Here is a 21,492-nt window from a genome sequence, read left to right as displayed (position 1 = left end):
GCCGTTGAGCGTGAGCGAGCTGATCAAGAACGTGGAAAACGGCATCTACATCATCGGCGACGGCTCGTTCTCCATCGACCAGCAGCGCTACAACGCGCAGTTCGGTGGCCAGCTGTTCTACGAAATCAAGAACGGCGCCATCACCCGCATGCTCGAAGACGTGGCCTACCAGATCCGCACGCCGGAATTCTGGAACGCCTGCAGCGCGGTCGCCGATCAACGCGACTACCGCCTGGGCGGCTCGTTCTTCGATGGCAAGGGCCAGCCGGCGCAGGTGTCGGCGGTCTCGCATGGTTCGTCCACCGCTCGCTTCGATGGCATCAACGTCATCAGCACCGCCCGCTCGCTCGGCTAACAGGAGAAACCCACATGAGCATCCTTACCGAAGCGCAGGCCAAGGCCATTCTGGACAAGGTCATCAAACTGTCCAAGGCCGATGAGTGCACCGCACAGCTCACCGGCTCGATCGACGGCAATATCCGTTTTGCGCTCAACAACGTGTCCACCAGCGGCATTGTCGACAACACCGATCTGCAGGTGCAGGTGGCGTTCGGCAAGCGCGTGGGCGTGGCGACCATCAACGAGTTCGACGATGCCGCGCTGGAGCGCGTGGTGCGACGTGCCGAAGATCTGGCCCGGCTGGCCCCGGAAAACCCGGAGTTCATGCCGGCGGTCGAAAAGCAGACCTACACGGCCAGCCCCACCTTCAGCGAATCCACCGCCGCCATCGACCCGGCGTTTCGCGCGCAGGTGGCTGCCGATTCGATCGCCCCGTGCAAGGGCAAGGGCCTGATCGCGGCCGGCTTTCTGGAAGATGGCCAGAGCTTCACCGCATTCGCCAACAGCAAGGGCAATTTCGGCTACCAGCGTGGCGCACGCTTCGACTACACCTGCACCGTGCGTACCGAAGACGGCCGCGGCTCGGGCTGGGTGGGGCGCAATCTGAAGGATGCCGCCGACTTCAAGGCCGAGCAGGACATTCGCATCGCCATGCGCAAGGCCAGCGATTCGGCCGAGGCCAAGGCGCTGGAACCGGGCAAGTACACGGTGATTCTGGAGCCGGCCGCCGCTGCGGGGCTGATCTCGTTCATGATGAATTTCTTCGACGCGCGCCGCGCCGATGAAGGCCGCAGCTTCCTGTCCAAGAAGGGCGGCGGCAACAAGCTCGGCGAGCAGGTCTACGACCCGCGCGTAAACATCACCGCCGACCCGTGGGATGCGCGTGCCGCAGTGTTGCCGTGGGATGAAGAAGGCCTGCCGCGCGAGAAGATGTCGATCGTGGAAAACGGCAAGATCGCCAACCTGCAGTATTCGCGCTACTGGGCGCAGAAGAACGGCAAGCGCGCGATCGGCGAGCCGGGCAACCTGCTGATGGCCGGTGGCGACAAGAACATCGCCGAGCTGGTGCGCGGCACCGAGAAGGGCATCCTGGTCACGCGCACCTGGTACATCCGCATGGTCGACCCGCAGACCGTGCTGCTCACCGGCCTGACCCGCGACGGCACCTTCTACATCGAGAACGGGCAGATCAAATACCCGGTGAAGAATTTCCGCTTCAACGAATCGCCGGTGATCATGCTCAACAACATCGACGAGTTGGGCAAGCCGGTGCGCGTAGCCGGCGACGAATCCAACTTCGTGATGATGATCCCGCCGATGCGCCTGCGCGACTTTACGTTTACCTCGTTGTCGGATGCGGTGTGAGTCGGAGCCGGGATTCGGGAGTGGGGATTCGGGAATCGGAGAGCAGAAGCCGCTCTTTGCAGACTGATACCTTGCAGGCGCTTGCGGCTCCCGTTCCCGGTCTCCCGGCTCCCACTTCGCGGCGCCACTTCCTAGGTTTGTTGCTCGGTAGCGCCGCCACCCTGGCGCTGCCGCTGCGTGCACGCGCGGCGGGCAACTACGATTTCTGGTTCACCCGGTTGCGTTACGACTCCGGCGATTGGGATGTGGATGCACGCATGCCGTCCAACCTGATCACCTCGCTGATCGACTACACCCAGCTACGCGTGGACCCGCAGGAGCACGTGCTGGATCTGGCCGATCCGCGCATGCTGCAGGCGCCGTTCTGCTATCTGGCCGGGCACAAGCTGGTGGAATTCAATCCGGCCGAGCGGCGCAACTTCGAGCGCTATGTGCGCAATGGCGGCTTCGTGTTCGTGGACGATTGCAATCACGATATCGATGGCCTGTTCGCCACCTCGTTCGAGGCGCAGATGGCATCCATCTTCGGCAAGACCGCGCTGCAGAAGTTGCCCAAGAGTCATCGCCTCTACAACGCGTTTTTCAAATTGCCCGATGGCCCGCCCGCCACCAGCTTCGAGCTAAACGGCTGGGGCGACGATCTGGTGCACGATTACCTCAAGGGCATCAGCATCGATGGCCGGCTCGGCGTGTTGTACAGCAACAAGGATTACGGCTGCGAATGGGATTACGACTGGCGCAACAAGCGGTTTCTGGCGGAAGACAACACCAAGTTCGGCGTCAATATCGTTATGTATGCGCTGACCAATTGACTGCCATGTAGGAGCGCGCTGGCGCGCGATGAAGATTTCCCGGTGAAGCGTCGCGCGCCAGCGCGCTCCTACGCCAGCAGCCACATAACGAGACTTCCCGCATGACCTCCCCCAACGACGACATCCTCACCAACCAGCTCTCCCAACTCGGCGCGCTGCGTGCGGCCCTGGCCCAGGCGGTGGTGGGCCAGGAGGCGGTGGTGGAGCAACTGCTGATCGGCCTGCTCGCCGGCGGCCACTGCCTGCTGGAAGGCGCGCCCGGCCTGGGCAAGACGCTGTTGGTACGCTCGCTCGGGCAAGCGCTGGAGCTGCAGTTCCGCCGCGTGCAGTTCACCCCCGATTTGATGCCCAGCGACATTCTGGGCACCGAGTTGCTGGAAGAAGATCACGGCACCGGGCATCGGCATTTCCGGTTCCAGCAGGGGCCGATCTTCACCAATCTGCTGCTGGCCGACGAACTCAATCGCACCCCACCAAAAACACAGGCCGCGTTGCTGGAAGCGATGAGCGAGCGCACCGTCAGCTACGCCGGCACCACCTATGCGTTGCCGGCGCCGTTCTTCGTGCTGGCCACGCAGAACCCGATCGAACAGGCCGGCACCTATCCGCTGCCGGAAGCGCAGCTGGACCGCTTCCTGCTGCATGTGCGCGTCGATTACCCCAGCGAGCAGGAAGAGCGCGACATCCTCACCCAGACCACCGGCAACGCAAGTGCGCAGGTACCGGTGGTGATGGACGCGCACAGCGTGCTGGCGCTGCAGCAACAGGTGCGGCAAGTGCATGTTGGCGCGGATCTGCTGACCTGGATCAATCGCCTGGTGCGCGCCAGCCGGCCCGGCCCGCAGGCCAGCGATGAGGTGCGTCAATGGATCCGATGGGGCGCCGGCCCGCGCGCCGGGCAATCGCTGGTGCTCGCGTCCAAAGCACGCGCATTGCTGCACGGCCGCTTTGCCGCCACGCGCGAGGATGTCATCGCGCTCGCAGCACCGGTGATGCGCAAACGACTGCTGCTGTCGTTTGCGGCCGAGGCCGAACAACGCAGCGCCGACGATGTGGTCGCCGCGCTGCTGCGCGCCGTGCCGTTCCCGGCGTGAGGCGCGCAGCAGCGTGAGCGTGGAATTGCCGGCATTGATTCCTGCCGAGCTGCGCAGCCGCCTGCGCGGTTTGCAGCTGCGCGCGCGCCACGCGCAGGGCGCGCATGGCATCGGCCAGCACGCCAGCCGCAACCGTGGTGCCGGGCTGGAATTTTCGCAATACCGCGCCTACGAACCCGGCGATGCCTTGCGCCAGATCGACTGGAAACTCTACGCGCGCTCGGACCGCTTCTTCGTGCGCGAAGCCGAACGCGAAAGCCCGCTCACGCTGTGGCTGTTGCTCGATGCCACCGCCTCCGCCGGTCAGGCCGATCAGGCGCGCCCTGCCTACACGCGCTTGCAGGCGATGGCGACCTTGGCCGCGTGCGCTGCCGAAGTCGCGCTAAGACAGGGCGATCAAGTCGGGCTATTCGCCGTGCATGGCGATGGCCTGGTGGCGGTGCCGGCAGGCGGCGGGCCGCGTCAACGCGACCGACTCTGGCTGGCCTTGCAGCGTCTGCGCGCTGGCGGGCGTTGGCCCGGCATGGATGCGCTGCGCCCGCTATGGGAACGCATCGCCGCACATGCGTTGGTGCTATCGATCGGCGATGGCTTCGATGAAGAATTGGTCGGCGCGCTGGAAAAACTCGCCGCCGCACGCCGCGAAGTGATCCAGCTGCAAGTGCTGACCTGCGACGAACGCGATTTCACTTTCAGCGGCGGGCACCGCTTCCGCGATCCGGAAACCGGCGAAGAATTGCTCGGCGATGGCGCCGCGATGCGCGATGCGTATCTGCAACGCTTCGGCGATGCACAGCGCGCGCGGCAGGCCCGCTGGCAGGCCGCCGGCATTGCGCATGCGCTGCATTATCTGGATGCACCACCCGAGGCGGCATTGCGCGACTTGTTTGGGCAGGGTGCGCGGCGATGAGCCAATACTCCCGTCTCAGCGAGGTACCGTCATTGCACCTCGTCGCGCACGCCGCTGAGGTGGCGCGGCCGTGAACCTGCTCCTGCTCTTCCCCGCCGGCCTGGCCGCGTTGGCCGCACTGCTGCTGCCGCTACTGATCCACCTGGCACGCCGCAGCGAACACCGGCCTACCGACTTCGCCGCGCTGCGCTGGCTGCGTGCGCTGCCGCGCCCACGGCATCGTGTGCGTTTCGACGAATGGCCGCTGCTGCTGGTACGCCTGCTGTTGCTCGCGGCATTGGCGCTGCTGCTGGCCGAGCCGGCCTTGCGCGACCATCAGGATGCGCGCCCGCGGATTGCGGTGAGTCCTGGCGTGGATGTGGCCGCGGCGCGCGCGCTCAGCCACGCAGCGAACGCACAGTGGGTGTGGCTGACGCCGGGCTTCCCGCCGATCGATGGCGATGCGACCAGCGCGACCGCCGGCACCACGCAAGCGGTCAGCAGCCTGCTGCGCGAGCTCGATGCCAGCCTGCCGCCGGACACCGCGCTCAGCGTCATCGTACCGAGCCAATGGGGGCCGCTGGATGCGCAGCGCCTGCAGCTGTCGCGCAACGTGCAATGGCAGGTGCTGCCCGGCCAATCGCCGCTCGCCACTGCCGCAGCTGTCGCACCGCTGCGGATGCAGGCGATCGCCGACGCCCCCGCCGACCCGGCGCTGCGCTATCTGCGCGCCGTACACGCTGCCTGGGCAGTGCCCGGCGCCTTGCCAGTCAGCGCGCCCGACGCCGCAGTGCCAGCACGCTGGGCACCCGGCACGGTGGTGGTCTGGCTATCGCACAGCGCACCGCCTGCGCCGGTCATCGCCTGGGTCGCGGCCGGAGGGCAACTGCTGCTCGACGCGCAGACGCCGGCCCCGCCCGCACCCGCCGGCCCGCGGCAGGCAGTGCTGCAAGACGCGCACGGCGCGCCGCTGATCGATGCCACCGTGTTCGGGCGCGGGCGCCTGCTGCGCTGGTCCGCGCCGCTGCAACCGCAGCACCTGCCCGCACTGCTGGATGCCGATTTCCCCACCCGCCTGCACGACGCCCTGCAGCCAGTTCCCACCCCACAGCGCGCGCTGGCACAGACCCAGCAACCACAGCGCGGCCCTGCGGCCATCCGCCTGACCACCGCACCGTGGCCGCTGGCGCCGTGGTTGATCGGCCTGGTGCTGCTGCTGTTCGCAGCCGAACGCTGGCTGGCCACATCGCCACGCCGGAGCAACGCGGCATGAGCACGCCCGCGCTGCACCACGCATGGCAGGCCGCGCGACGGCGGCAGGCCGCAGGCGTGCTGCTGTTCGGGCTACCACTGGCAGTCCTCCCGGCGCTGCTGGCCTGGCGCACCGGCGCGCACGTGGCGATCGTGCCGTTGTTCATTGCCGGTGTATTGGCACTGATTGGGGCGGCGATGCTGGCGGCGCGCCGGCTCGACCAGACCTGGCTGATCCGCCGGCTGGACCGCGAAGCGGATCTGGAAGACAGCAGCGACCTGCTGTTCGCCTCGACCGCGCAGCTTGGCCCCTTGCAGGCCCTGCAACGGCAGCGCCTGGAACAGCGCCTGCGCAGCACGCCGCGCGATCTACGCCCGGCCTGGCCGTGGCGGCATGCCTGGCCATGGAGCCTGCTCGGCCTGCTGGCCTGCGTCGCACTGCTGCTGTGGCCGCACCGCGCTACCCAGCCCGCGCCAAGCAACGACCGAGTCGCCGCCGCCCGTGCCGGCAACGGCGCTCCCACGCTGCGTCAGGCACAGCTACACAGCACCCCGCCCGCTTACACCGGCCTGCCGTCCGCACGCCTGCCCGGCCTGGATGCGCGCGTGCCAACCGGCACCCGGCTGGACTGGCAGCTGCAGGTCAGCCCCGCCCCGCGCAGCGTGGCGCTGCGGCTCACCGACGGCCGCCTCATCGCGCTGGCCCGGCAAGGTAGCAGCGATCAGTGGCAAGGCCAGTGGATCGCCGAGCGCGCCAGCTTGTATCGCATCCTCATCGACGGTGCGCCGGCAGACCGCCAGCTGCATCGGCTCGACGTGCTGCCGGATCGCCCGCCGCAGGTGCGCGTGCTCGCGCCCGAACAGAGCCTGGTGCTGTGGACGCCCAGCAATGCCGGCTGGACGCTGCGCTTCGAAGCCAGCGACGACTACGCGGTGGCCGCCACCGCCGAACTGCGCCTGACACTGGCCCAGGGCAGCGGCGAGAACATCACCTTCAAGACCCAGCACCGCACCCTCAGCGGCAGCGGCCCGGCCAGGCAACGCAGCTTCTCCACCACGCTGCAGCCGCAGGCCCTGGGCATGGCGGCCGGCGACGACCTGATCGCCCAGTTGATCGTCCATGACACCCGCCAACCCGCCGCGCAGGAAGGCCGCAGCGCCAGCGTGATCCTGCGCTGGCCGCCGCCCGAACAGACCATGGCCGCCGGCCTGGAAGCCAGCGTCAAACAAACCCTGCCGGCCTACTTCCGCAGCCAGCGCCAGATCATCATCGACGCCGAAGCGCTGCTGAAGGAAAAGCCGCGCCTTGACCCGGATGCCTATCTCAAGCGGTCCGACGCCATCGGCGTGGACCAGCGCCTGCTGCGGCTGCGCTACGGCCAGTTTCTCGGCGAAGAGAGCGAAGGCGCACCCAAGGGCCCGCCGACCGCCGACGACCCGCCCACCAGCAACGCCCCGGCCAACGATCTGCCCACCGCCGACATGCCCACTGCGGATGCACCGGCAACGCCTGCGACAGCGGCGCAGGCGCCCGCCCAGGACGAACACGGGCACGACGAGCACGAACACGACGCCGCCGCGCTGGATGACCACGACCATGACCACGGCAACAACAACGGCCGGCCCGAGCGCAACAGCTTTGGCCAGGCGCAGGATGTGCTCTCCGAGTTCGGGCACACCCACGACCACGCCGAAGCCGCCACCCTGCTCGACCCGCAAACGCGCGCCCTGCTGCGCGCCGCGCTGGACCAGATGTGGCAATCCGAGGGCGAGCTGCGCCAGGGCCAGCCCGGGCGCGCGCTGCCCTTTGCCAACAAGGCGCTGGGCTTCATCAAGCAGGTGCAGCAGGCCGAACGCATCTACCTGGCGCGGGTCGGCACCCAGCTGCCGCCGATCGACCCAAGCCGGCGCCTGAGCGGCGACCGCGCCGGCTTGGGCGACCGTGCCGCCGGGCTGGACACCCGCCCGGATCCCGACCCGTCCGCGCTGCAATTATGGGACGCGCTGGGCGAATCCGCACCCGTGCCGGACCCCACCCTGGCCCGCTACGCGCAGTGGCTGCAGCAACAGCAAGACCGCCTGCACGATCTGCTGAGCCTGGCCGCGGCAGTAGAAACCTTGCGCGCCGAGCCCGACTGCGCCGCCTGTCGCGCCCAACTGCGTGCCCAGGTCTGGCGCACTCTCATCGCCCCGCCCGCGCCCGTCCACCGACGCGCCACACCGGACGCACGCGGCCAACGCTATCTGGATGCACTGCACCGGGAGCCGCAGCCATGACGCTATCACTGCCCTGGCTGGTCGGTTCGGCACTCTTCCTGGTGGTGGTGGTCGGCTGGTTCCGGCTGTTACGCGCACACGCTCGGCAACCACATTCGCGCGCCAGGCTGTGGCTGTTGCTCGCCGCCCAACCGTTGCTCGCCGGCCTGCTGTACCCGGTACTGCTGCCGCCCCCGCGCGCTGGCAGCATGAGCGAGCTGCACGTCGCCACCGCGGGCACTATGGCAGCACAGGTCGGCCCGAATGCGGCGCAGTGGGTCGCCTTGCCCGAAGCGCCTGCGCTGGCAGGCGTGGCACGCGTACCGGATCTGGCCACCGCCCTGCGCCGCGCACCCGGCACCACCGCAGTGGTCGTGCATGGCACCGGCCTGCCGGCACGCGACCGCGACGCACTTGGCGTACCGCTGCGACTGGCGCTTGGCCCGGCACCACAGGGTCTGGTCGCCGTCTCGCCACCGTCACCGGTCGCCCCCGGCGAAACCTTCGCCATCAGCGCCCGCGTCCAGGGCCTGCCGGCAGCACGGGTGGAGCTACTCGACCCCGCCGGCCAGGTGGTCGACACCGCCGTAGCCAACGCAACCGGCCAGGTGCATCTGCGTGGCCTGGCGCGCGCAGCAGGGCAGGTGGTGTTCGCCCTGCGCCTGCGTGATGCCGCAGGCGCCGAACGCAGCCGCGTGCAGGTGCCGGTGCTGATCACCGCAGTGCCGTCCGCGCGTGTGCTGTTGCTGGCCGGCGCACCGCAGCCGGAACTGAAATACCTGCGCCGCTGGGCCAGCGATGCCGGGCTGGACGTGCGCAGCCAGATCGCGGTCGGCCCCGGCGTGCAACTGGGCGAGAGCGCCGCACTGGACGCCACCAGCCTGGACACACTCGACCTGCTGGTCATCGACCAACGCCGCCTGGCCGCGCTGGGCAGCACGCAACGCCAGAGCGTGCGTGCCGCGATCGACCGCGGCCTGGGCGTGCTGGTACGCACCGACGGACCACTGGATATCGGCACCCGCGCAGCACTCAACGCGCTCGGCTTTGCGACAACCGGCGGAACGACCAGCACTGCAATCGCCGCCCCGCGATCGCTGTCATCGGCCGCACCGTCCATCGATCCAGCTGCAGCCCCTGCCGACACTGCCGCACTCCCACCGCTGCAACGCCGCGATCTGCAACCGCAAGATGCCGAGGCAGTGATTGCAGCACGCGCAGACGACGGCAGTGCGCTGGGCTGGTGGCACGCACAAGGCCGCGGCCGCATCGGCATCGCCCTGATCGAAGACAGCTTCGCGTTGGTATTGGCCGGCCGCAGCGACCTGCATGCCGCGCTGTGGGCGCAGCTGTTCGGCGCCGTCGCCCGCGCGGGCGGCACCGCACCCGCCCCGGTGCAGGAAGGCTGGTCGCAACAGCGCATGTCACTGTGCGGTCTGGCTGCAGACGCGCATGTCACCGGCCCCACCGGTCCAGCCCAACCGTTGCTGGTCGACCCCACCAGCGGCGCCCAAACTTGCGCCGCCTACTGGCCCACAAGCCCGGGCTGGCATCGCCTGCAAACCGGCAAAGACCAACGCTGGCTTTACGTCCGCGCGCCCGCCGACGCCCCCACCGTGCATACCCAACAAACCCGCGACGCCACCCTTGCGATGGCCGCCACCGCCACCCACACAAACGCGACCCTCAGCACGCCAATAACCCAACCCGGCACCCGCTGGCCGTGGCTACTGGCCTGGCTCACGCTGGCGACAGCAATCTGGTGGTTTGAACGACGCAGGCGCTGAGTTGCTGCCGCGCCAACCCGCATCAGCGCATGGGTGCGATGCCGCTCTTTAACGACTCGAAATTTTGAGTGCCCTGTCGTGGCTGTAGGATCAGGTGGAGAGCGGCTGATCTGAGGCTTTGCTGCAGGGCCCTTGCCCGCCCACCGTCGCGGGACACGCTGCAAGTACGTCCTTGTAAGCTCTTACGCGGCATCCATGCCGCGTAAGGTCCCGCGACGGTGGGCGAGCAAGGACCAGTCGGGAATGTCGGTGTGCATGCTTTTCAAAAAATAACCGACTTACGCTCGCCGCCACACCCGACATACATTATTTGCCGGCAACGCCACATCGTCGATCACCTGCAATCCCACCGAAGCGGCCAGCGCATCCACTGCCTCCGCATCCCGAATCCCCGACGCCGCATCGCGCTCGCGCAACATCGCATCGAATGCGCGATTGCTGTCGCTGGTGAATTGTCCATCACGATTAAACGGCCCGTAGATCACTAGTACCGCCTGCGGCGCCATCACTGTGGGCAATCCCGCGAACAACGCCTGCACTTGCGGCCAGCCCATGATATGCAAGGTATTGGCGCTATATACAGCGTCATAGCCGGCAGGCTCGCCTGCCTGCACCGGCGGCAATGGCGGGGCGGGCGCCAAACCAGGCGTCGGCGTCAGCACCGCCTGCAACGGAATCGGTGGCGGCGTATTTGGCAATGCAGCCTCGTCCAGCCACTGCGTCATGCCCGGCAGATGATCGGGATGATCGCTCGCCTGCCAACGCAGCCACGGCATCGCCGCCGCAAAATGCACCGCGTGCTGCCCGGTGCCTGCACCGATCTCCAACACATGACGACGGTCGGCAAAGTAACGCTGCAACACCGCAAGGATCGGGTCACGGTTGCGCGCGGAAGCCGGCGAAAAAGGTTTGCTCATGGACGAGGTCCGACATAGGCGAAAGTGATTGTGACGTGTCGCAGTGGCATCGTGCATCCAAAGCTCTGCTGGCAAGCGATCACCTCGCAGATAGCGGAAATGACCGACGGAGCAACGCAAGACTTGGAGCGGCCAACAAAATTTCTACGCCCACCGCCAGTTGGACGCAATCGGCGTTGTGGTTCCCATCAGCACACAGCCAAATGAGCAGGTGCGATGCGCTCACCGCTTGCGGGACCGTGTGGCGGCATGGATGCCGCCACCGAGCCTACATGGACGTACTTGCGGCGTGTCTCGCAAGCGGTGAGCGCATCGCGCCCTCGACCAACGCCGACCAACGCGGCTTTGAAACATCCAAACGACGCTGAAGCTCGATCTCTCGGCCGCCTTGAGAGGTAAATCGAACGGTGTGGATGCGTCGGTTGCAGAGCGGATGATCTGGGGCTTGGCAGCAGGGCCCTTGCCCGCCCACCATCGCAGGACACGCCGCAAGTACGTCCGTTACGCGGCATCCATGCCGCGTAAGGTCCCGCGACGGTGGGCGGGCAAGGACCAGTCGAAATGGTCGGTGCGCAGGTGCGAGCAGTACATGCCGCGCGGGCGTCCTATGAGGTGCTATCTGAATCTCAGCGCGGTGCAGGCAATGCGTCATACGCGCGCCGCACGGCCTCTTCTCCAAAGCGCCGCTCCAACCGGCGCACGATGAAATGCCCGCGTGCCATCGCCTGGAAGTGGCGCATGAACACGGTATTGAGCGTTGCGCCACTCACGGCGCCCACCAGCGGCACCGCCTGCACCGCGAGTTTTTCGCCCACGTTGACCGAGAACTTGGCCGCAACGCGCGACACCAACGACACCAGCGCGGGCGCGCCCTTGCTGGCGAAACCATGTGCGGCCACGTAATGCGCAGCGGCGCTGAGTTGCTGCGCCATGGCCGCGCGTACGGCGAAATAGCCGGATTCGGCGCCATCGTCGCTGACGCTGCGTCCGCCATGTGCCAGCACTTCAAGACAGGCCAGCGCCGTTTCCGGATCGTGCAGCGATTCGCCTTCCGAGCGTGCGATATCGGCGATGGAGCGCAGCATCACCGTGGTGGTCACCGGCAACTCCACCAAGAGACCGGGCAATCCGAAAAATCCGCCTGCACCGCCCGCGACAGCCACCACCATGGTGTGCCGCGCGGTGGAGGCGGGCTGCTGCGTGTCGGCCTGGCCGCGCAAGCTGAGCAATGCCGATTTCATTGCCACCTGCAATGCGCGGCGGGTGACCCCATCGATGCTGCGGGTCAGCATTTTCGGTAGCCGCTTGGTGATCAGACTCTCGATCGGCGCGCCCAGCGCGTTGGCAAGTTGCGCTGCCACACCGGGGTTTTCCAACAGCGCGTGCGCCGTGGCCAGATCGCGTTGCGCGGCAACGTCCATCACTGGTATCGGAAGCGTCGTCATGCCTGTTCTTCGTCGTTAGGGGTCCGCCCCCGATGGTACCCAGCGCCATGTGAGCGTTAGACGAGCGAACTGTGCAGTGCCAAGACAATCCTGCAATTGGCCTGCAAAATGCGCGATCATCGGGATCTACGCTGCGAATGCCCACCAGATGAATCGTGAGATCCGCCACAGCATCGTCATTGCCGCCGCGCCGGAAGTGGTTTCCGCTGCGCTGTCCGAGCCAAGGCAGCTGGCCCGCTGGTGGACGCGCGAGGTGAGCCTGGGCAACGGCAGGGTACGGCTGGACTGGAGCCGTCAGGGCTGGCGGGTGGAGTTGAGCATCGACGAGGGCGCCGACCATCGCCTGGTGTGCTGGCGCTGCCACGACTCCAACATGCTCGATTCGGATGCATGGAAAGGCACCGTGATGCGCTTCGAGCTGCACTCCACCAGCCAGGGCACGCAGGTAGAGTTCGTCCAGTCCGGTTATCGCGAATCGCGGTGCAAGGAGGCCTGCGCGCGCGGGTGGCGCTTCTTCCTGGGCAGCAGCCTCAAACGCTATGTGGAAACCGGCGAAGGCATGCCCTCGGCCGACATGCTTGCGCCCAACCTGCATTGAGCCCGGTGCGCATCACGCGCATCCACGCTACGCCGAGCCCGCTTACGCCGTGCGCGGCTGGCCCATGGAGGGCGCGGTGCGCAGTGGCAGCTGCGCATCCACCGTCACCGGGCTATCGGCCTGCAACAGCGCCCGTGCTTCGGCATCGGTGGCCACGGCCGGCGGTGAGCCACGCAACGGCAAGCCGGCGGTTTCGCGCACGAACAGCATGGTCACCAAGCCGATCGCGGCCGCGCCCATCAGGTAGTACGCCGGCACCAGCGGGTCGCCGGTGCGCTCCACCAGCCAGGCAGTGACCAACGGCGTGGTGCCGCCAAACAACGACACCGAGACGTTGAAGCCGATCGACAGCGCGCTGTAGCGCACCGGTGTGTAGAACAGCGCCGGCAACGTGGAGGGCATCGAACTGGTGAAGCACACCAGCGCCAGGCCGAGCAGCATCAGCCCGGCGAAGATCAGCCCGTCGTGGCCGCTGCCGATCAGCAGCAGGCACGGGATCGCCAACACGAACAAGGCAATGCAGGCACCGATGATCATCGGGCGGCGGCCAAGCTTGTCGCTGAACAGGCCGCCGACGATGTTGAGCGGCATCATCACCAGCATCACCAGAATGATCAGCAACAGGCCCTTGCTCTCGGCATAGCCCATGGTGACGCTGAGGTAGCTGGGCATGTAGGTCAGCAACATGTAGTCGGTAACGTTGAACACCAGCACCAGCCCAACGCACTTGAGCAACTGCGGCCAATGCAGGCGCAGCAGCGTGAGCAGGCCCTGGCCTGCGGTTTGCCGTTCGCGTTGTTCCGATTGCGCGGTATAGGCACGAAACGCCGGGGTTTCTTCCAGTTTCATGCGCATGTACAGGCCCAGCAACCCCAACGGGCCGGCGACCAGAAACGGGATGCGCCAGCCCCAATCGAGCATCTGCGTCTGGCTCAAGGCCATGTGCAATGCGGTCACCGTGGCCGCACCAGCGATGTAACCGCCCAGCGTGCCGAATTCCAGCCAGCTGCCCATCAGGCCGCGATTGCGGTCGGTGGCGTATTCGGCAATGAAGGTCGCTGCGCCGCCATATTCGCCGCCGGTGGAAAAGCCTTGCAGCAGCCGCGCCAACAGCAGCAACACCGGCGCCCACACGCCGATGGTCGCATGGGACGGGATCAAGCCGATGCTGAAGGTGCCCAACGCCATCAGGATCATGGTGGCCGCCAGCACTTTCTGCCGCCCGTAGCGGTCGCCGAGCGGGCCGAACACCAGCCCGCCGATCGGCCGCACCAAAAATGCGACGGTGAACGTGGCAAAGGTCGCAATCAACTGCGCGGTGGGATTGCTCGCGGGGAAGAACACCTGCCCCAGCGTCACCGCCAGATAGCCGTACACGCCGAAGTCGAACCACTCCATCGCATTGCCCAGTGCGGCCGCACCCACGGCCTTGCGCAGCATCGGGCGGTCGACCACGGTGACTTCGTCCAGTTGCAGTTGGCGGCGGCGCTTGAACCAACCAAAGTGCGAGGCAATCGCGCGCGTGTCGTGCATATGTTTGGTCTCCATGTGCGGCCATCGCTGCCCACTCGCCCTGGCAACGCACAGGACACAGCACATCGCGCGCGCATGGCAAACGCACATGCAGGGGATGACACCGGAGGCATTCCCGGACGGCCGCGAACACTCAGCGACGCTGCGGGACAGACGACCAAGGGGTGGGCAAGTGCCCAGGGCTTGATCAGCCGCACATGTTACTACAGCGTGCAGATCGCTGCAGGCGCGAGGGCGGAGTTTTGCCAAAACGCCATGTTTTCAATGCGTTTCAGCGCATACAGCAACAACCGCGCCCGCCCTGCGGTGAGCGCAGTAGTCTTGTTAGCCGCTCTACAGCGCAGGCTCACCCAGCACTGCCAACAACGGCTGCAGATCCTCGCGCGTCTGCGGGCGCACCGCGCGCGCGACTTCTTCGCCATCGCGCAGCAGGATGATGGTTGGCCATAACTTCACGCGAAAAGAGCGGCCAAGCGGCCGCCCTTTTCCATCTTCGAACTTGCGGTAATCCACCGCCTCGAAACCACCCAGCAGTTTTTGCAACAGCGGCTGGGCAGCCATGCAGTGACCGCACCAATCGGTGCCGAACTCCAGCACCTGCAGCCCGTCCTGTGCATCCACCTCGCTGCGCTCGGGTGCCTGCGTGGCGTACTCGCGAACAAACCCCATCGCGCGCGTGCTCCGCTATCAGGACAGCGCGCGCTGGATGTCTTCCAGCGGCAGATTGGTGAGGTCCTTGGCCAGATCACCCACCAGGCGCTGCTGTGTTTCCTTGTGCAGCAAGGGGCGTACGCGGCCTAACGTGGTCGGGTCGGCCACCAACACCAGATGGGTGTATTCGTGCTTCAGCGCGCCATCGTTCAAGGCGTGCGACAACTGCTTGGCAAAGGTCATTTCGTCCAGATCCGCGTTGCTCAGATCCTGCGGCGCCTTGCCGGCCGGGCCGTCGTCATCGACGTTCTGCACATCGGTGCGCGCGTGCTGACGCAGCACCACTTTGGCTTCGTTGCCGGTATTGGTGAACCAACGTGCTTCGCCGCCATCGGCCACAACCACCAGTGCACCCTGAGGAATTTGCAGACTCATCCGACTCTCCTGATCAATGTCGGCACTGCAAGTGCAGCACCGGTCCGTCTCAACCTAGGCGAGAAGATGTAAGCGCGGTGCCTAGTCGATGTCAGCGTGGCGTTAGTGTGGCGCGGCCAATGCCGGTGGTGGCAGGCCCAGATGCTTGCTGAAGAAGCGTGCAGTGACCCGCAACGCCTGCTGGCTTTCCGGCAGTGTCTCGGTGAGGTGGAAACCATGGCCCAGCCCGTCCCAGACGTGCAAGTCCGATTCGCGACCCAGATCCACCAGGCGCGCATGTGTATAGGCCGTGGCGCTCAACTCGGCCGCACGCGTGGCGGTGAGAAACAAGGTCGGCGGAAACTGGCGCAGCACTGCATCGGAGAACACCGGCGACACCAGCGGGTCACGGAAGTCCACGTTCTCGCCGTAATACAGGTCTTCCATGATCGGCAGCGCCCCGGCCTTGTCCGGCAGCAAGGCATCGTTCACCGCAGCGACCACCACACGCGAATCGCCGCGATAACGCGCATCGCCAGCGGCGCAGAACATGCCTGCCGCCGCCGGCATCGGCAGGCGCTCCTTGGCAAACCATGCCAGCGACTCGCCGGTGAGCACACCGCCGGCCGAGCAGCCGAAGATGCCGATACGCTCCGGGGCATAGGTCTTGAGCGCGGCGCGATACACCGCCGCCACATCTTCGCTAGCGGCCGGGAAGCGATGCTCCGGGCCCATTCGGTAGTCCACCGCAACCACGCTCATGCCGGTCATCGCCGCGATCGGGATGGCTTCCATCAGGCCGAACGAGGCAGCGCTACCCATCACGAATCCGCCGCCATGCAGCTCGATCAGCAAACGCTTTGCCTGTTCGGGTGTGCGCGTGCGTGGCTCCACTCGCAACACCGGCACGCCGTTCCAGGTCTCGGGTGTGATCTCCACCGCGTAGCGTGTGCGCAGCTGCGCGATCACGCCTTCGGCCCAACGTTCGGTGTCGGCGCGGATGCTGGGCAATTGCTTCAGTAGCGTGGCGTTGTCGGCCTTGGCCAGCGGATCGACGCGCGCGACCTCTGCAGCTACATGCGCGCGTGCCGCCGGGCTCAGATACTCAGAGACCGGCAGCGCGAATGCACTCACATGCCGGATGCCGTCCTGTGCGGTTGCAGCAGCGGGTTGTGCCGTCTCTGCCGCTGCCGCGTATGCAGTGCCTACGCTGCCGATCAGCAGCAAAACAGCCATTCGTGTCCACCAATGGTGTGCCATGCGTTGCCCTCCCAGGCAGTCAGCCGGCGAGGATAACGCCAGACAGCTGCGATGACGTGCCGCGCTTAGTCTGTAGAGGCCGGCAGGCCTTGCGCGTGCAGATGCTGCAATGCCTGCACCGTGGAGGTGGTTAGCGGCGATGGCAGTGCGTCCAGCGCGAACCAACCGATAGCGAGGATTGCCTCAGGCTCGCGCCGCACGGCGTGTTCGCTGCCTTGGATGGCGGCCAGATACACCGGCGCGACCCAGTGCTCCGGTGGCGTCAGATCCGGCTCGAAGTAGCTGACGAGGCACAGCACGCGTTGCAGCTGCACATGCAGGCCGGTTTCTTCCAGCACTTCGCGCACCACGGCGTTTTCGACGGTTTCCATCCAGTCCACTTTGCCACCTGGCAAGCCCCAATGGCCTTGCTCGGGCGCACGCCCGCGTTGCACCAGCAGCAAGTGGCCATCGGCACGGCGGATGAAGGCGCCACATCCAACGCGTGGACGCAAATCAGGGGAGGTGGTCATCGGCATCTCGCACACACAGGGGCCGCATAGTGTCCCAGATGCGATCGATGCGGTCATTGCGCCATGCGCGTTCTGAGCCGGTGTATTGGCTGCTGCCGATGCCTTGCACATAGCGGGCGACGTGGGTTCGATGCAATGAAGACAAACGCTGAGAATAAAAAGTTGATCGCCGCTGCGATAACACCGCCTTAGCACCGCATTGGCGAGGATGGTGGCATTCCGCGCCCTTGCGGCGCGCAGTGGTGGAGTGGTGATGTCTCGTATCGTGTTGATTGGCGGCCATGGCAAGGTCGCGCGTTTGCTTACTCCGCTATTGGTGCGCGGTGGGCATCAGGTGACTGCGTTGTTCCGCAATCCCGAGCATACCGACGATGTGATTGCCGATGGCGCCACGCCGTTACTGTTCGACATCGAACACGCCGATACCGATGCGATTGCCGCTGCGTTCTCCGCCCACGATGCGGTGGTGTGGTCGGCCGGCGCCGGCGGTGGCGATGCAGCGCGGACCTATGCGGTGGATCGCGATGCGGCAATCCGTTCGATGCATGCCGCCGAACAGGCGCGCGTGCGCCGTTACGTGATGGTGTCCTATCTCGGTGCCGGGCTGGAACACGGCATCGGGCCGGACGATCGCTTCTTCGCCTATGCGCAGGCCAAGGCCGCGGCAGATGCGCATCTGCGCGATACCACGCTGGACTGGACCGTACTGGGACCGGGCCGACTGACCCAGGAGGCGCCAACCGGCCGCATCACCCGCGACCCGGGCGGCGATGCCGACGGTGGCGTCTCGCGCGGCAACGTGGCGCAGGTGATCGCGGCGGCATTGGCAACGCCGGCCACCATCGGCAAGACCGTCGGCTTCATCGATGGGCAGACGCCGATCCAGCAGGCATTGGCGCAGCTGGAATGAACGCCAGACCTATCGCAACACGCCACAGGCGTGTGATCCGGGCCGGCCTAACGTTTTCCTAAACCAGGCCTGGGCATAGTCGCGAGCGCATCCCACTGTGGAGACCGCTTATGTCTGCGTCCGTCGCCCCGCGCCGTGCCGGCATTCTGCCGCCGTATTTGCTGGACCATGTGGCGCAGGCGGCGCCCGAGCATGCACGCCACTGCGCGCAGCTATCCCGCCACATCACCGCGTTCCTGCGGCAGCAGCGTGCGCGTGGCCTGCTCGCACGTGCAGAGGCGCTCGTCGCGGATACCGCACCGGCCACGCAAGCGGTGCAGCGGCGTATTTACGATGCGCAACAAGGCACCACATTACCCGGCACCCTGGTGCGCGACGAAGGCGCTGCAGCCACCGACGATGTGGCAGTGACCGAGGCGTATGACTATCTCGGTGCCACACATGATTTCTTCCAGACGGTGTACGGGCGCAACTCGATCGATGGCGCGGGCATGCCGTTGATCGGCAGCGTGCATTACGAGCGCGGCTACGACAACGCCTTCTGGGATGGCGAACAGATGGTGTTCGGCGATGGCGACGGCGAGGTCTTCAACCGCTTCACCATCGCCATCGATGTCGTCGGCCATGAGCTCACGCACGGCGTCACCGAGCGCAGCGCCAACCTGATTTATCAGGGGCAATCGGGTGCATTGAACGAATCGGTCTCGGATGTGTTCGGGGTGCTGATCAAGCAGTACACATTGCGCCAGAGCGCAAGCGAGGCCGACTGGATCATCGGCGCAGGTTTGTTGATGGCCGGCATCAACGGTGTGGGCCTGCGCTCGATGCAGGCGCCCGGCACCGCGTACGATGACCCTGCACTGGGCAAAGATCCGCAACCGGCCACCATGGCCGGCTACGTCAACACCCAAGAGGACGATGGCGGCGTGCATTACAACTCCGGCATTCCCAATCACGCGTTCTATCGCGCTGCGGTGGCGATCGGCGGCGCGGCGTGGGAGACAACCGGCCGCATCTGGTATCGCACGCTCACCGGTGGCGAACTGGCTGCGGGTGCGGACTTCGCCACCTTTGCAGCGCTCACGGTCAGCGTCGCCAGCGCCGATTACGGCGCCAACAGTGTGGAGACACTCGCCGTGCAACAGGCCTGGCGCGACGTGGGCGTGCTGGCATGAGCCCACAGTTGCCGCCGGTGGAGTTGGGCGTGACCCTGCGGCTTGCACGCGAGGGCGGCGTGGCCGCGTTCCCGGCCATGCGCCGCGAGCGGCAACTGGTGATGGATGAACTGGACGATGCGCAGCGCCTGCACCTGCGCGCGTTGCTGGACCAATGCCTGGTGCATGCACTGCCGCGCCCGCAGGCCGGTGGCGGCGACCGACGCTATTTCAGCATCGCCTGGGATGGTGCGAGCGAGCCGCTGCGCATTCCCGAAGAACATGCGCCGGCCGAAATCGTGCGGCTGTGGAAACAGGGCACGCTGTAGCGCGGCTGTGCCGCGATGACGGTGCCCGCTAACCAGCGCGCGCCCCCATCACCACACACAAACGAAGACACCGCGCAGTGCGCGGTGTCTGTCGTGAAAGATGGTCCAACTGCGGATGCCTGCACCCTTTAAGCTGCCTAGATGCTCTAGGGCTGCACAGCTGGTGACGCATAGTGGTGCCCACCGCGTTAGCGTGACGTGCAGCGCAGCGGTCAATCTGAAGACACGCCACGCACTGCTGCACTGCGGCAGCTCCTGGCGCCCACATTGCCGCCGCGACCGGCTTCGCGGATAGTCGCAGCACTGCCCAGACAAATTCCCATGACGCCCGTGATTGTGTTGCTGCTTGCTGCCGGACTCCTTGCCGGCTTGGTACTCGCCGGTGTCATCGCCTGGCTGCTGCTGCGCCATCGTGCCCAAACGATCAGCGCAGCTGCCGCGCCTGCCGAGACCGTCGCATCCGGCACGCACGCTGCGCCGGCAGCGGTCACGCCGGAACTGGCGCCTGTGCGCGAGCAGGCGCAGGCGCACACCGCTCCTGCACCGCAGCCATTGCCGTCCGGGCCGCCACCGATGCGCCCGTTGCTGCGGCGCATGTATGCCGCTGTGATGTCCACCCCATCGCTGGCCGATGGCAGCCTGCCGGTCGATCCTGCGCAGGCCGATGTGCTGGCGGCGGTGGCCAGCGCGCTCGAGCACGTGGACCTGCGGCCGCAGCTATTGCCGCGCCGCCCGCAGCTGTTGCCGCAGCTGATGCGTGCGGTCAACGACCCGGATGCCTCCGGCCGCGGCATCGCCGCGATCATCGCGCAGGACCCGGCGCTGGCCGCCAACCTGTTGCGCATCGCCAACAGCGCCCTTTACCGCCCGCAAGGCGGCCCGCTGGAAAGCCTGGAACGGGCGGTGGTGCATATCGGTACCGAGGGTGTGCGCCAGATCGTCGCCGCAGCGGTCATGCAGCCAGTGCTGAGCCTGGATGGCGGCCTGTATTCGCGCCTGCCGGCGGCGGTGTGGGATTACGCCCTGCGCACCGCCACCGCTGCGGCCGCCTACATGCGCGAGCGCGGCGGCGACACCTTGTCGGCGCAGCTGGCCGGCCTGCTGCAGGGCCTGGGCGCGGTGGTGATCCTGCGTGTGTTGCGCGACACCTACGCCGAACGCCCGGCACTGCCCTACAGCCTGGAAGTGGCCGCCGCCCTGGTCGAACGCCACACCGCCACGGTGGCCAAGACCATCGCCACCGCCTGGGAGCTGCCGGCCTCGCTGAGCACCGCGCTGGACGAGCAGCGCCCCGAACACGACACCACCCTGCTGGCCACCTCGCTCGGCATGGCGCTGCGTTACGGCCGGCTGGCCGCCGCGCTGGCCATGCTCGCCCGCCACGGCGCCGAGCACCAAGACCACGCGCTGAGCGTGCTGGCCACGTTGGAACCGGACAACGACGCCAACGCTGCGCTGTGGCAGCGGCTGGTGGCGTCCAGCGTGGAGTGATGGCCGGCCGGGTTACACAACACGACTGAAAACACGCGTACCGCGCAGCGATCGATGCACGCTCCTGCGCAGGTATCGCGAAGGGACTATCAGCGTGCATGCGGATCCATCGCATCCATGCAAGCGCCCTCGGTGAAACAAGCGGTCGTGCAAAACTGGCAGGCATCGTTTGCGGCGATCATCGATGCGCGGCGCCGCATCCAGTGTCGGGACACGCCGTGAATCCGTCCGTGGAGGCTCAGTGGCGGCATCCATGCCGCCACATGGTCCCGACACCGGATACGACACCACGCTCCCACCTTTCGCGGCTGCTGATCGGCAAGCAATGCCGTCGCTCTTTCTGCAGCTACCGACAACGTCCGAAGGTGCTTGCACGCGTACCGGCGTGGGACCTTACGCGGCATGGATGCCGCGTAAGAGCCTTATCTGTTCGGAATCTGGCAGTTTAGGTGTCGAGAGCCGGCGTGGGCCACCGTGAGAGCCTG

The 21,492-nt window shown here is 66.6% G+C and carries 20 protein-coding genes; 13 read left to right on the top strand and 7 right to left on the bottom strand.

The genetic code is table 11. The features are described 5' to 3' along the window. The 8 genes from FFY45_RS21185 to FFY45_RS21150 form a co-directional block, all read left to right on the top strand. The coding region (locus tag FFY45_RS21185) for a metallopeptidase TldD-related protein (protein ID WP_255172105.1) at positions 1-355 on the top strand (355 nt) is incomplete at its 5' end. Positions 356-369: 14 nt separating this feature from the next. After that, positions 370-1,704 (top strand): TldD/PmbA family protein, encoded by a 1,335-nt coding sequence (locus FFY45_RS21180; RefSeq protein WP_176341938.1) that lies wholly within the window; start codon positions 370-372, stop codon positions 1,702-1,704. Then, a complete protein-coding gene (locus FFY45_RS21175; RefSeq protein ID WP_176341937.1) occupies positions 1,701-2,516 on the top strand; it encodes a DUF4159 domain-containing protein in 816 nt (271 codons plus the stop codon). The genes FFY45_RS21180 and FFY45_RS21175 overlap by 4 nt, the downstream gene beginning before the upstream one ends. 101 nt (positions 2,517-2,617) lie before the next feature. Continuing rightward, positions 2,618-3,610 (top strand): AAA family ATPase, encoded by a 993-nt coding sequence (locus FFY45_RS21170; RefSeq protein ID WP_176341936.1) that lies wholly within the window; start codon positions 2,618-2,620, stop codon positions 3,608-3,610. 13 nt (positions 3,611-3,623) lie between these two features. Continuing rightward, positions 3,624-4,520 (top strand): DUF58 domain-containing protein, encoded by an 897-nt coding sequence (locus FFY45_RS21165; RefSeq protein WP_176341935.1) that lies wholly within the window; start codon positions 3,624-3,626, stop codon positions 4,518-4,520. A 70-nt stretch (positions 4,521-4,590) separates the two neighbouring features. After that, positions 4,591-5,772 carry a BatA domain-containing protein gene (locus tag FFY45_RS21160; RefSeq protein ID WP_176341934.1) on the top strand — a complete coding sequence of 394 codons (1,182 nt, stop codon included), beginning with the start codon at positions 4,591-4,593 and terminating at the stop codon, positions 5,770-5,772. Next, on the top strand, positions 5,769-8,027 hold the full coding sequence (locus FFY45_RS21155) for a hypothetical protein (protein ID WP_176341933.1): 2,259 nt from the start codon (positions 5,769-5,771) through the stop codon (positions 8,025-8,027). Before FFY45_RS21160 ends, FFY45_RS21155 begins: the two co-directional genes overlap by 4 nt. Beyond that, positions 8,024-9,793 (top strand): carboxypeptidase regulatory-like domain-containing protein, encoded by a 1,770-nt coding sequence (locus FFY45_RS21150; protein ID WP_176341932.1) that lies wholly within the window; start codon positions 8,024-8,026, stop codon positions 9,791-9,793. Before FFY45_RS21155 ends, FFY45_RS21150 begins: the two co-directional genes overlap by 4 nt. A gap of 278 nt (positions 9,794-10,071) precedes the next feature. Here FFY45_RS21150 and FFY45_RS21145 read toward each other — a convergent pair whose 3' ends face one another. Together FFY45_RS21145 and FFY45_RS21140 are read right to left on the bottom strand one after the other, a co-directional pair. Further along, positions 10,072-10,710 (bottom strand): DUF938 domain-containing protein, encoded by a 639-nt coding sequence (locus FFY45_RS21145; protein WP_176341931.1) that lies wholly within the window; start codon positions 10,708-10,710, stop codon positions 10,072-10,074. A 626-nt stretch (positions 10,711-11,336) separates the two neighbouring features. Then, positions 11,337-12,131 (bottom strand): EcsC family protein, encoded by a 795-nt coding sequence (locus FFY45_RS21140; protein WP_043888808.1) that lies wholly within the window; start codon positions 12,129-12,131, stop codon positions 11,337-11,339. A gap of 172 nt (positions 12,132-12,303) precedes the next feature. Here FFY45_RS21140 and FFY45_RS21135 point away from each other — a divergent pair, with 172 nt between their 5' ends. After that, a complete protein-coding gene (locus FFY45_RS21135; RefSeq protein ID WP_176341930.1) occupies positions 12,304-12,753 on the top strand; it encodes an SRPBCC family protein in 450 nt (149 codons plus the stop codon). 42 nt (positions 12,754-12,795) lie between these two features. Here FFY45_RS21135 and proP read toward each other — a convergent pair whose 3' ends face one another. The 5 genes from proP to FFY45_RS21110 all read right to left on the bottom strand — a co-directional run bounded on the left by proP (position 12,796) and on the right by FFY45_RS21110 (position 17,123). Further along, positions 12,796-14,286, bottom strand: a complete 1,491-nt coding sequence (proP, locus tag FFY45_RS21130; RefSeq protein ID WP_176341929.1) for a glycine betaine/L-proline transporter ProP — start codon at positions 14,284-14,286, stop codon at positions 12,796-12,798. Positions 14,287-14,619: 333 nt separating this feature from the next. After that, a complete protein-coding gene (locus tag FFY45_RS21125) occupies positions 14,620-14,955 on the bottom strand; it encodes a thioredoxin family protein (protein WP_176341928.1) in 336 nt (111 codons plus the stop codon). An 18-nt stretch (positions 14,956-14,973) separates the two neighbouring features. Next, positions 14,974-15,372 (bottom strand): host attachment family protein, encoded by a 399-nt coding sequence (locus tag FFY45_RS21120; RefSeq protein WP_006453262.1) that lies wholly within the window; start codon positions 15,370-15,372, stop codon positions 14,974-14,976. 102 nt (positions 15,373-15,474) lie between these two features. Beyond that, positions 15,475-16,587, bottom strand: a complete 1,113-nt coding sequence (locus FFY45_RS21115) for an alpha/beta hydrolase (RefSeq protein WP_255172103.1) — start codon at positions 16,585-16,587, stop codon at positions 15,475-15,477. A gap of 89 nt (positions 16,588-16,676) precedes the next feature. Continuing rightward, positions 16,677-17,123, bottom strand: coding sequence for an NUDIX hydrolase (locus FFY45_RS21110; RefSeq protein ID WP_439333558.1), 447 nt, complete (start codon positions 17,121-17,123; stop codon positions 16,677-16,679). Between the two features lie 253 nt (positions 17,124-17,376). Here FFY45_RS21110 and FFY45_RS21105 point away from each other — a divergent pair, with 253 nt between their 5' ends. The 4 genes from FFY45_RS21105 to FFY45_RS21090 all read left to right on the top strand — a co-directional run bounded on the left by FFY45_RS21105 (position 17,377) and on the right by FFY45_RS21090 (position 21,007). Continuing rightward, positions 17,377-18,033 carry an SDR family oxidoreductase gene (locus tag FFY45_RS21105; protein WP_176341925.1) on the top strand — a complete coding sequence of 219 codons (657 nt, stop codon included), beginning with the start codon at positions 17,377-17,379 and terminating at the stop codon, positions 18,031-18,033. 110 nt (positions 18,034-18,143) lie between these two features. Next, positions 18,144-19,208, top strand: coding sequence for a M4 family metallopeptidase (locus FFY45_RS21100; RefSeq protein WP_176341924.1), 1,065 nt, complete (start codon positions 18,144-18,146; stop codon positions 19,206-19,208). Next, entirely contained in the window at positions 19,205-19,516 is a 312-nt protein-coding gene (locus tag FFY45_RS21095) for a protealysin inhibitor emfourin (RefSeq protein WP_176341923.1), read from the top strand. Before FFY45_RS21100 ends, FFY45_RS21095 begins: the two co-directional genes overlap by 4 nt. A gap of 321 nt (positions 19,517-19,837) precedes the next feature. Continuing rightward, positions 19,838-21,007, top strand: coding sequence for an HDOD domain-containing protein (locus tag FFY45_RS21090; protein ID WP_176341922.1), 1,170 nt, complete (start codon positions 19,838-19,840; stop codon positions 21,005-21,007). The last annotated feature ends 485 nt before the right edge of the window (positions 21,008-21,492 follow it).

The sequence above is a fragment of the Xanthomonas hortorum genome (assembly GCF_011305375.1).
Lineage (GTDB): Bacteria > Pseudomonadota > Gammaproteobacteria > Xanthomonadales > Xanthomonadaceae > Xanthomonas > Xanthomonas hortorum_E.
The sequence above is the reverse complement of the archived record's forward strand: the minus strand, read 5'-3'. Positions and strand labels throughout refer to the sequence as shown.

Excerpts from the sequence above, each read along its gene's own strand:
- FFY45_RS21155 (WP_176341933.1), top strand. The coding sequence starts at position 5,769 with ATGAGCACGCCCGCGCTGCACCACGCATGGCAGGCCGCGCGACGGCGG.
- FFY45_RS21120 (WP_006453262.1), bottom strand. The coding sequence starts at position 15,372 with ATGAGTCTGCAAATTCCTCAGGGTGCACTGGTGGTTGTGGCCGATGGC.
- FFY45_RS21105 (WP_176341925.1), top strand. The coding sequence starts at position 17,377 with ATGTCTCGTATCGTGTTGATTGGCGGCCATGGCAAGGTCGCGCGTTTG.
- FFY45_RS21115 (WP_255172103.1), bottom strand. The coding sequence starts at position 16,587 with ATGGCTGTTTTGCTGCTGATCGGCAGCGTAGGCACTGCATACGCGGCA.
- FFY45_RS21145 (WP_176341931.1), bottom strand. The coding sequence starts at position 10,710 with ATGAGCAAACCTTTTTCGCCGGCTTCCGCGCGCAACCGTGACCCGATC.
- FFY45_RS21095 (WP_176341923.1), top strand. The coding sequence starts at position 19,205 with ATGAGCCCACAGTTGCCGCCGGTGGAGTTGGGCGTGACCCTGCGGCTT.
- FFY45_RS21110 (WP_439333558.1), bottom strand. The coding sequence starts at position 17,123 with ATGACCACCTCCCCTGATTTGCGTCCACGCGTTGGATGTGGCGCCTTC.
- FFY45_RS21140 (WP_043888808.1), bottom strand. The coding sequence starts at position 12,131 with ATGGACGTTGCCGCGCAACGCGATCTGGCCACGGCGCACGCGCTGTTG.
- FFY45_RS21170 (WP_176341936.1), top strand. The coding sequence starts at position 2,618 with ATGACCTCCCCCAACGACGACATCCTCACCAACCAGCTCTCCCAACTC.
- FFY45_RS21180 (WP_176341938.1), top strand. The coding sequence starts at position 370 with ATGAGCATCCTTACCGAAGCGCAGGCCAAGGCCATTCTGGACAAGGTC.
- FFY45_RS21135 (WP_176341930.1), top strand. The coding sequence starts at position 12,304 with ATGAATCGTGAGATCCGCCACAGCATCGTCATTGCCGCCGCGCCGGAA.
- FFY45_RS21100 (WP_176341924.1), top strand. The coding sequence starts at position 18,144 with ATGTCTGCGTCCGTCGCCCCGCGCCGTGCCGGCATTCTGCCGCCGTAT.
- FFY45_RS21150 (WP_176341932.1), top strand. The coding sequence starts at position 8,024 with ATGACGCTATCACTGCCCTGGCTGGTCGGTTCGGCACTCTTCCTGGTG.
- FFY45_RS21090 (WP_176341922.1), top strand. The coding sequence starts at position 19,838 with ATGACGCCCGTGATTGTGTTGCTGCTTGCTGCCGGACTCCTTGCCGGC.
- proP (WP_176341929.1), bottom strand. The coding sequence starts at position 14,286 with ATGCACGACACGCGCGCGATTGCCTCGCACTTTGGTTGGTTCAAGCGC.
- FFY45_RS21125 (WP_176341928.1), bottom strand. The coding sequence starts at position 14,955 with ATGGGGTTTGTTCGCGAGTACGCCACGCAGGCACCCGAGCGCAGCGAG.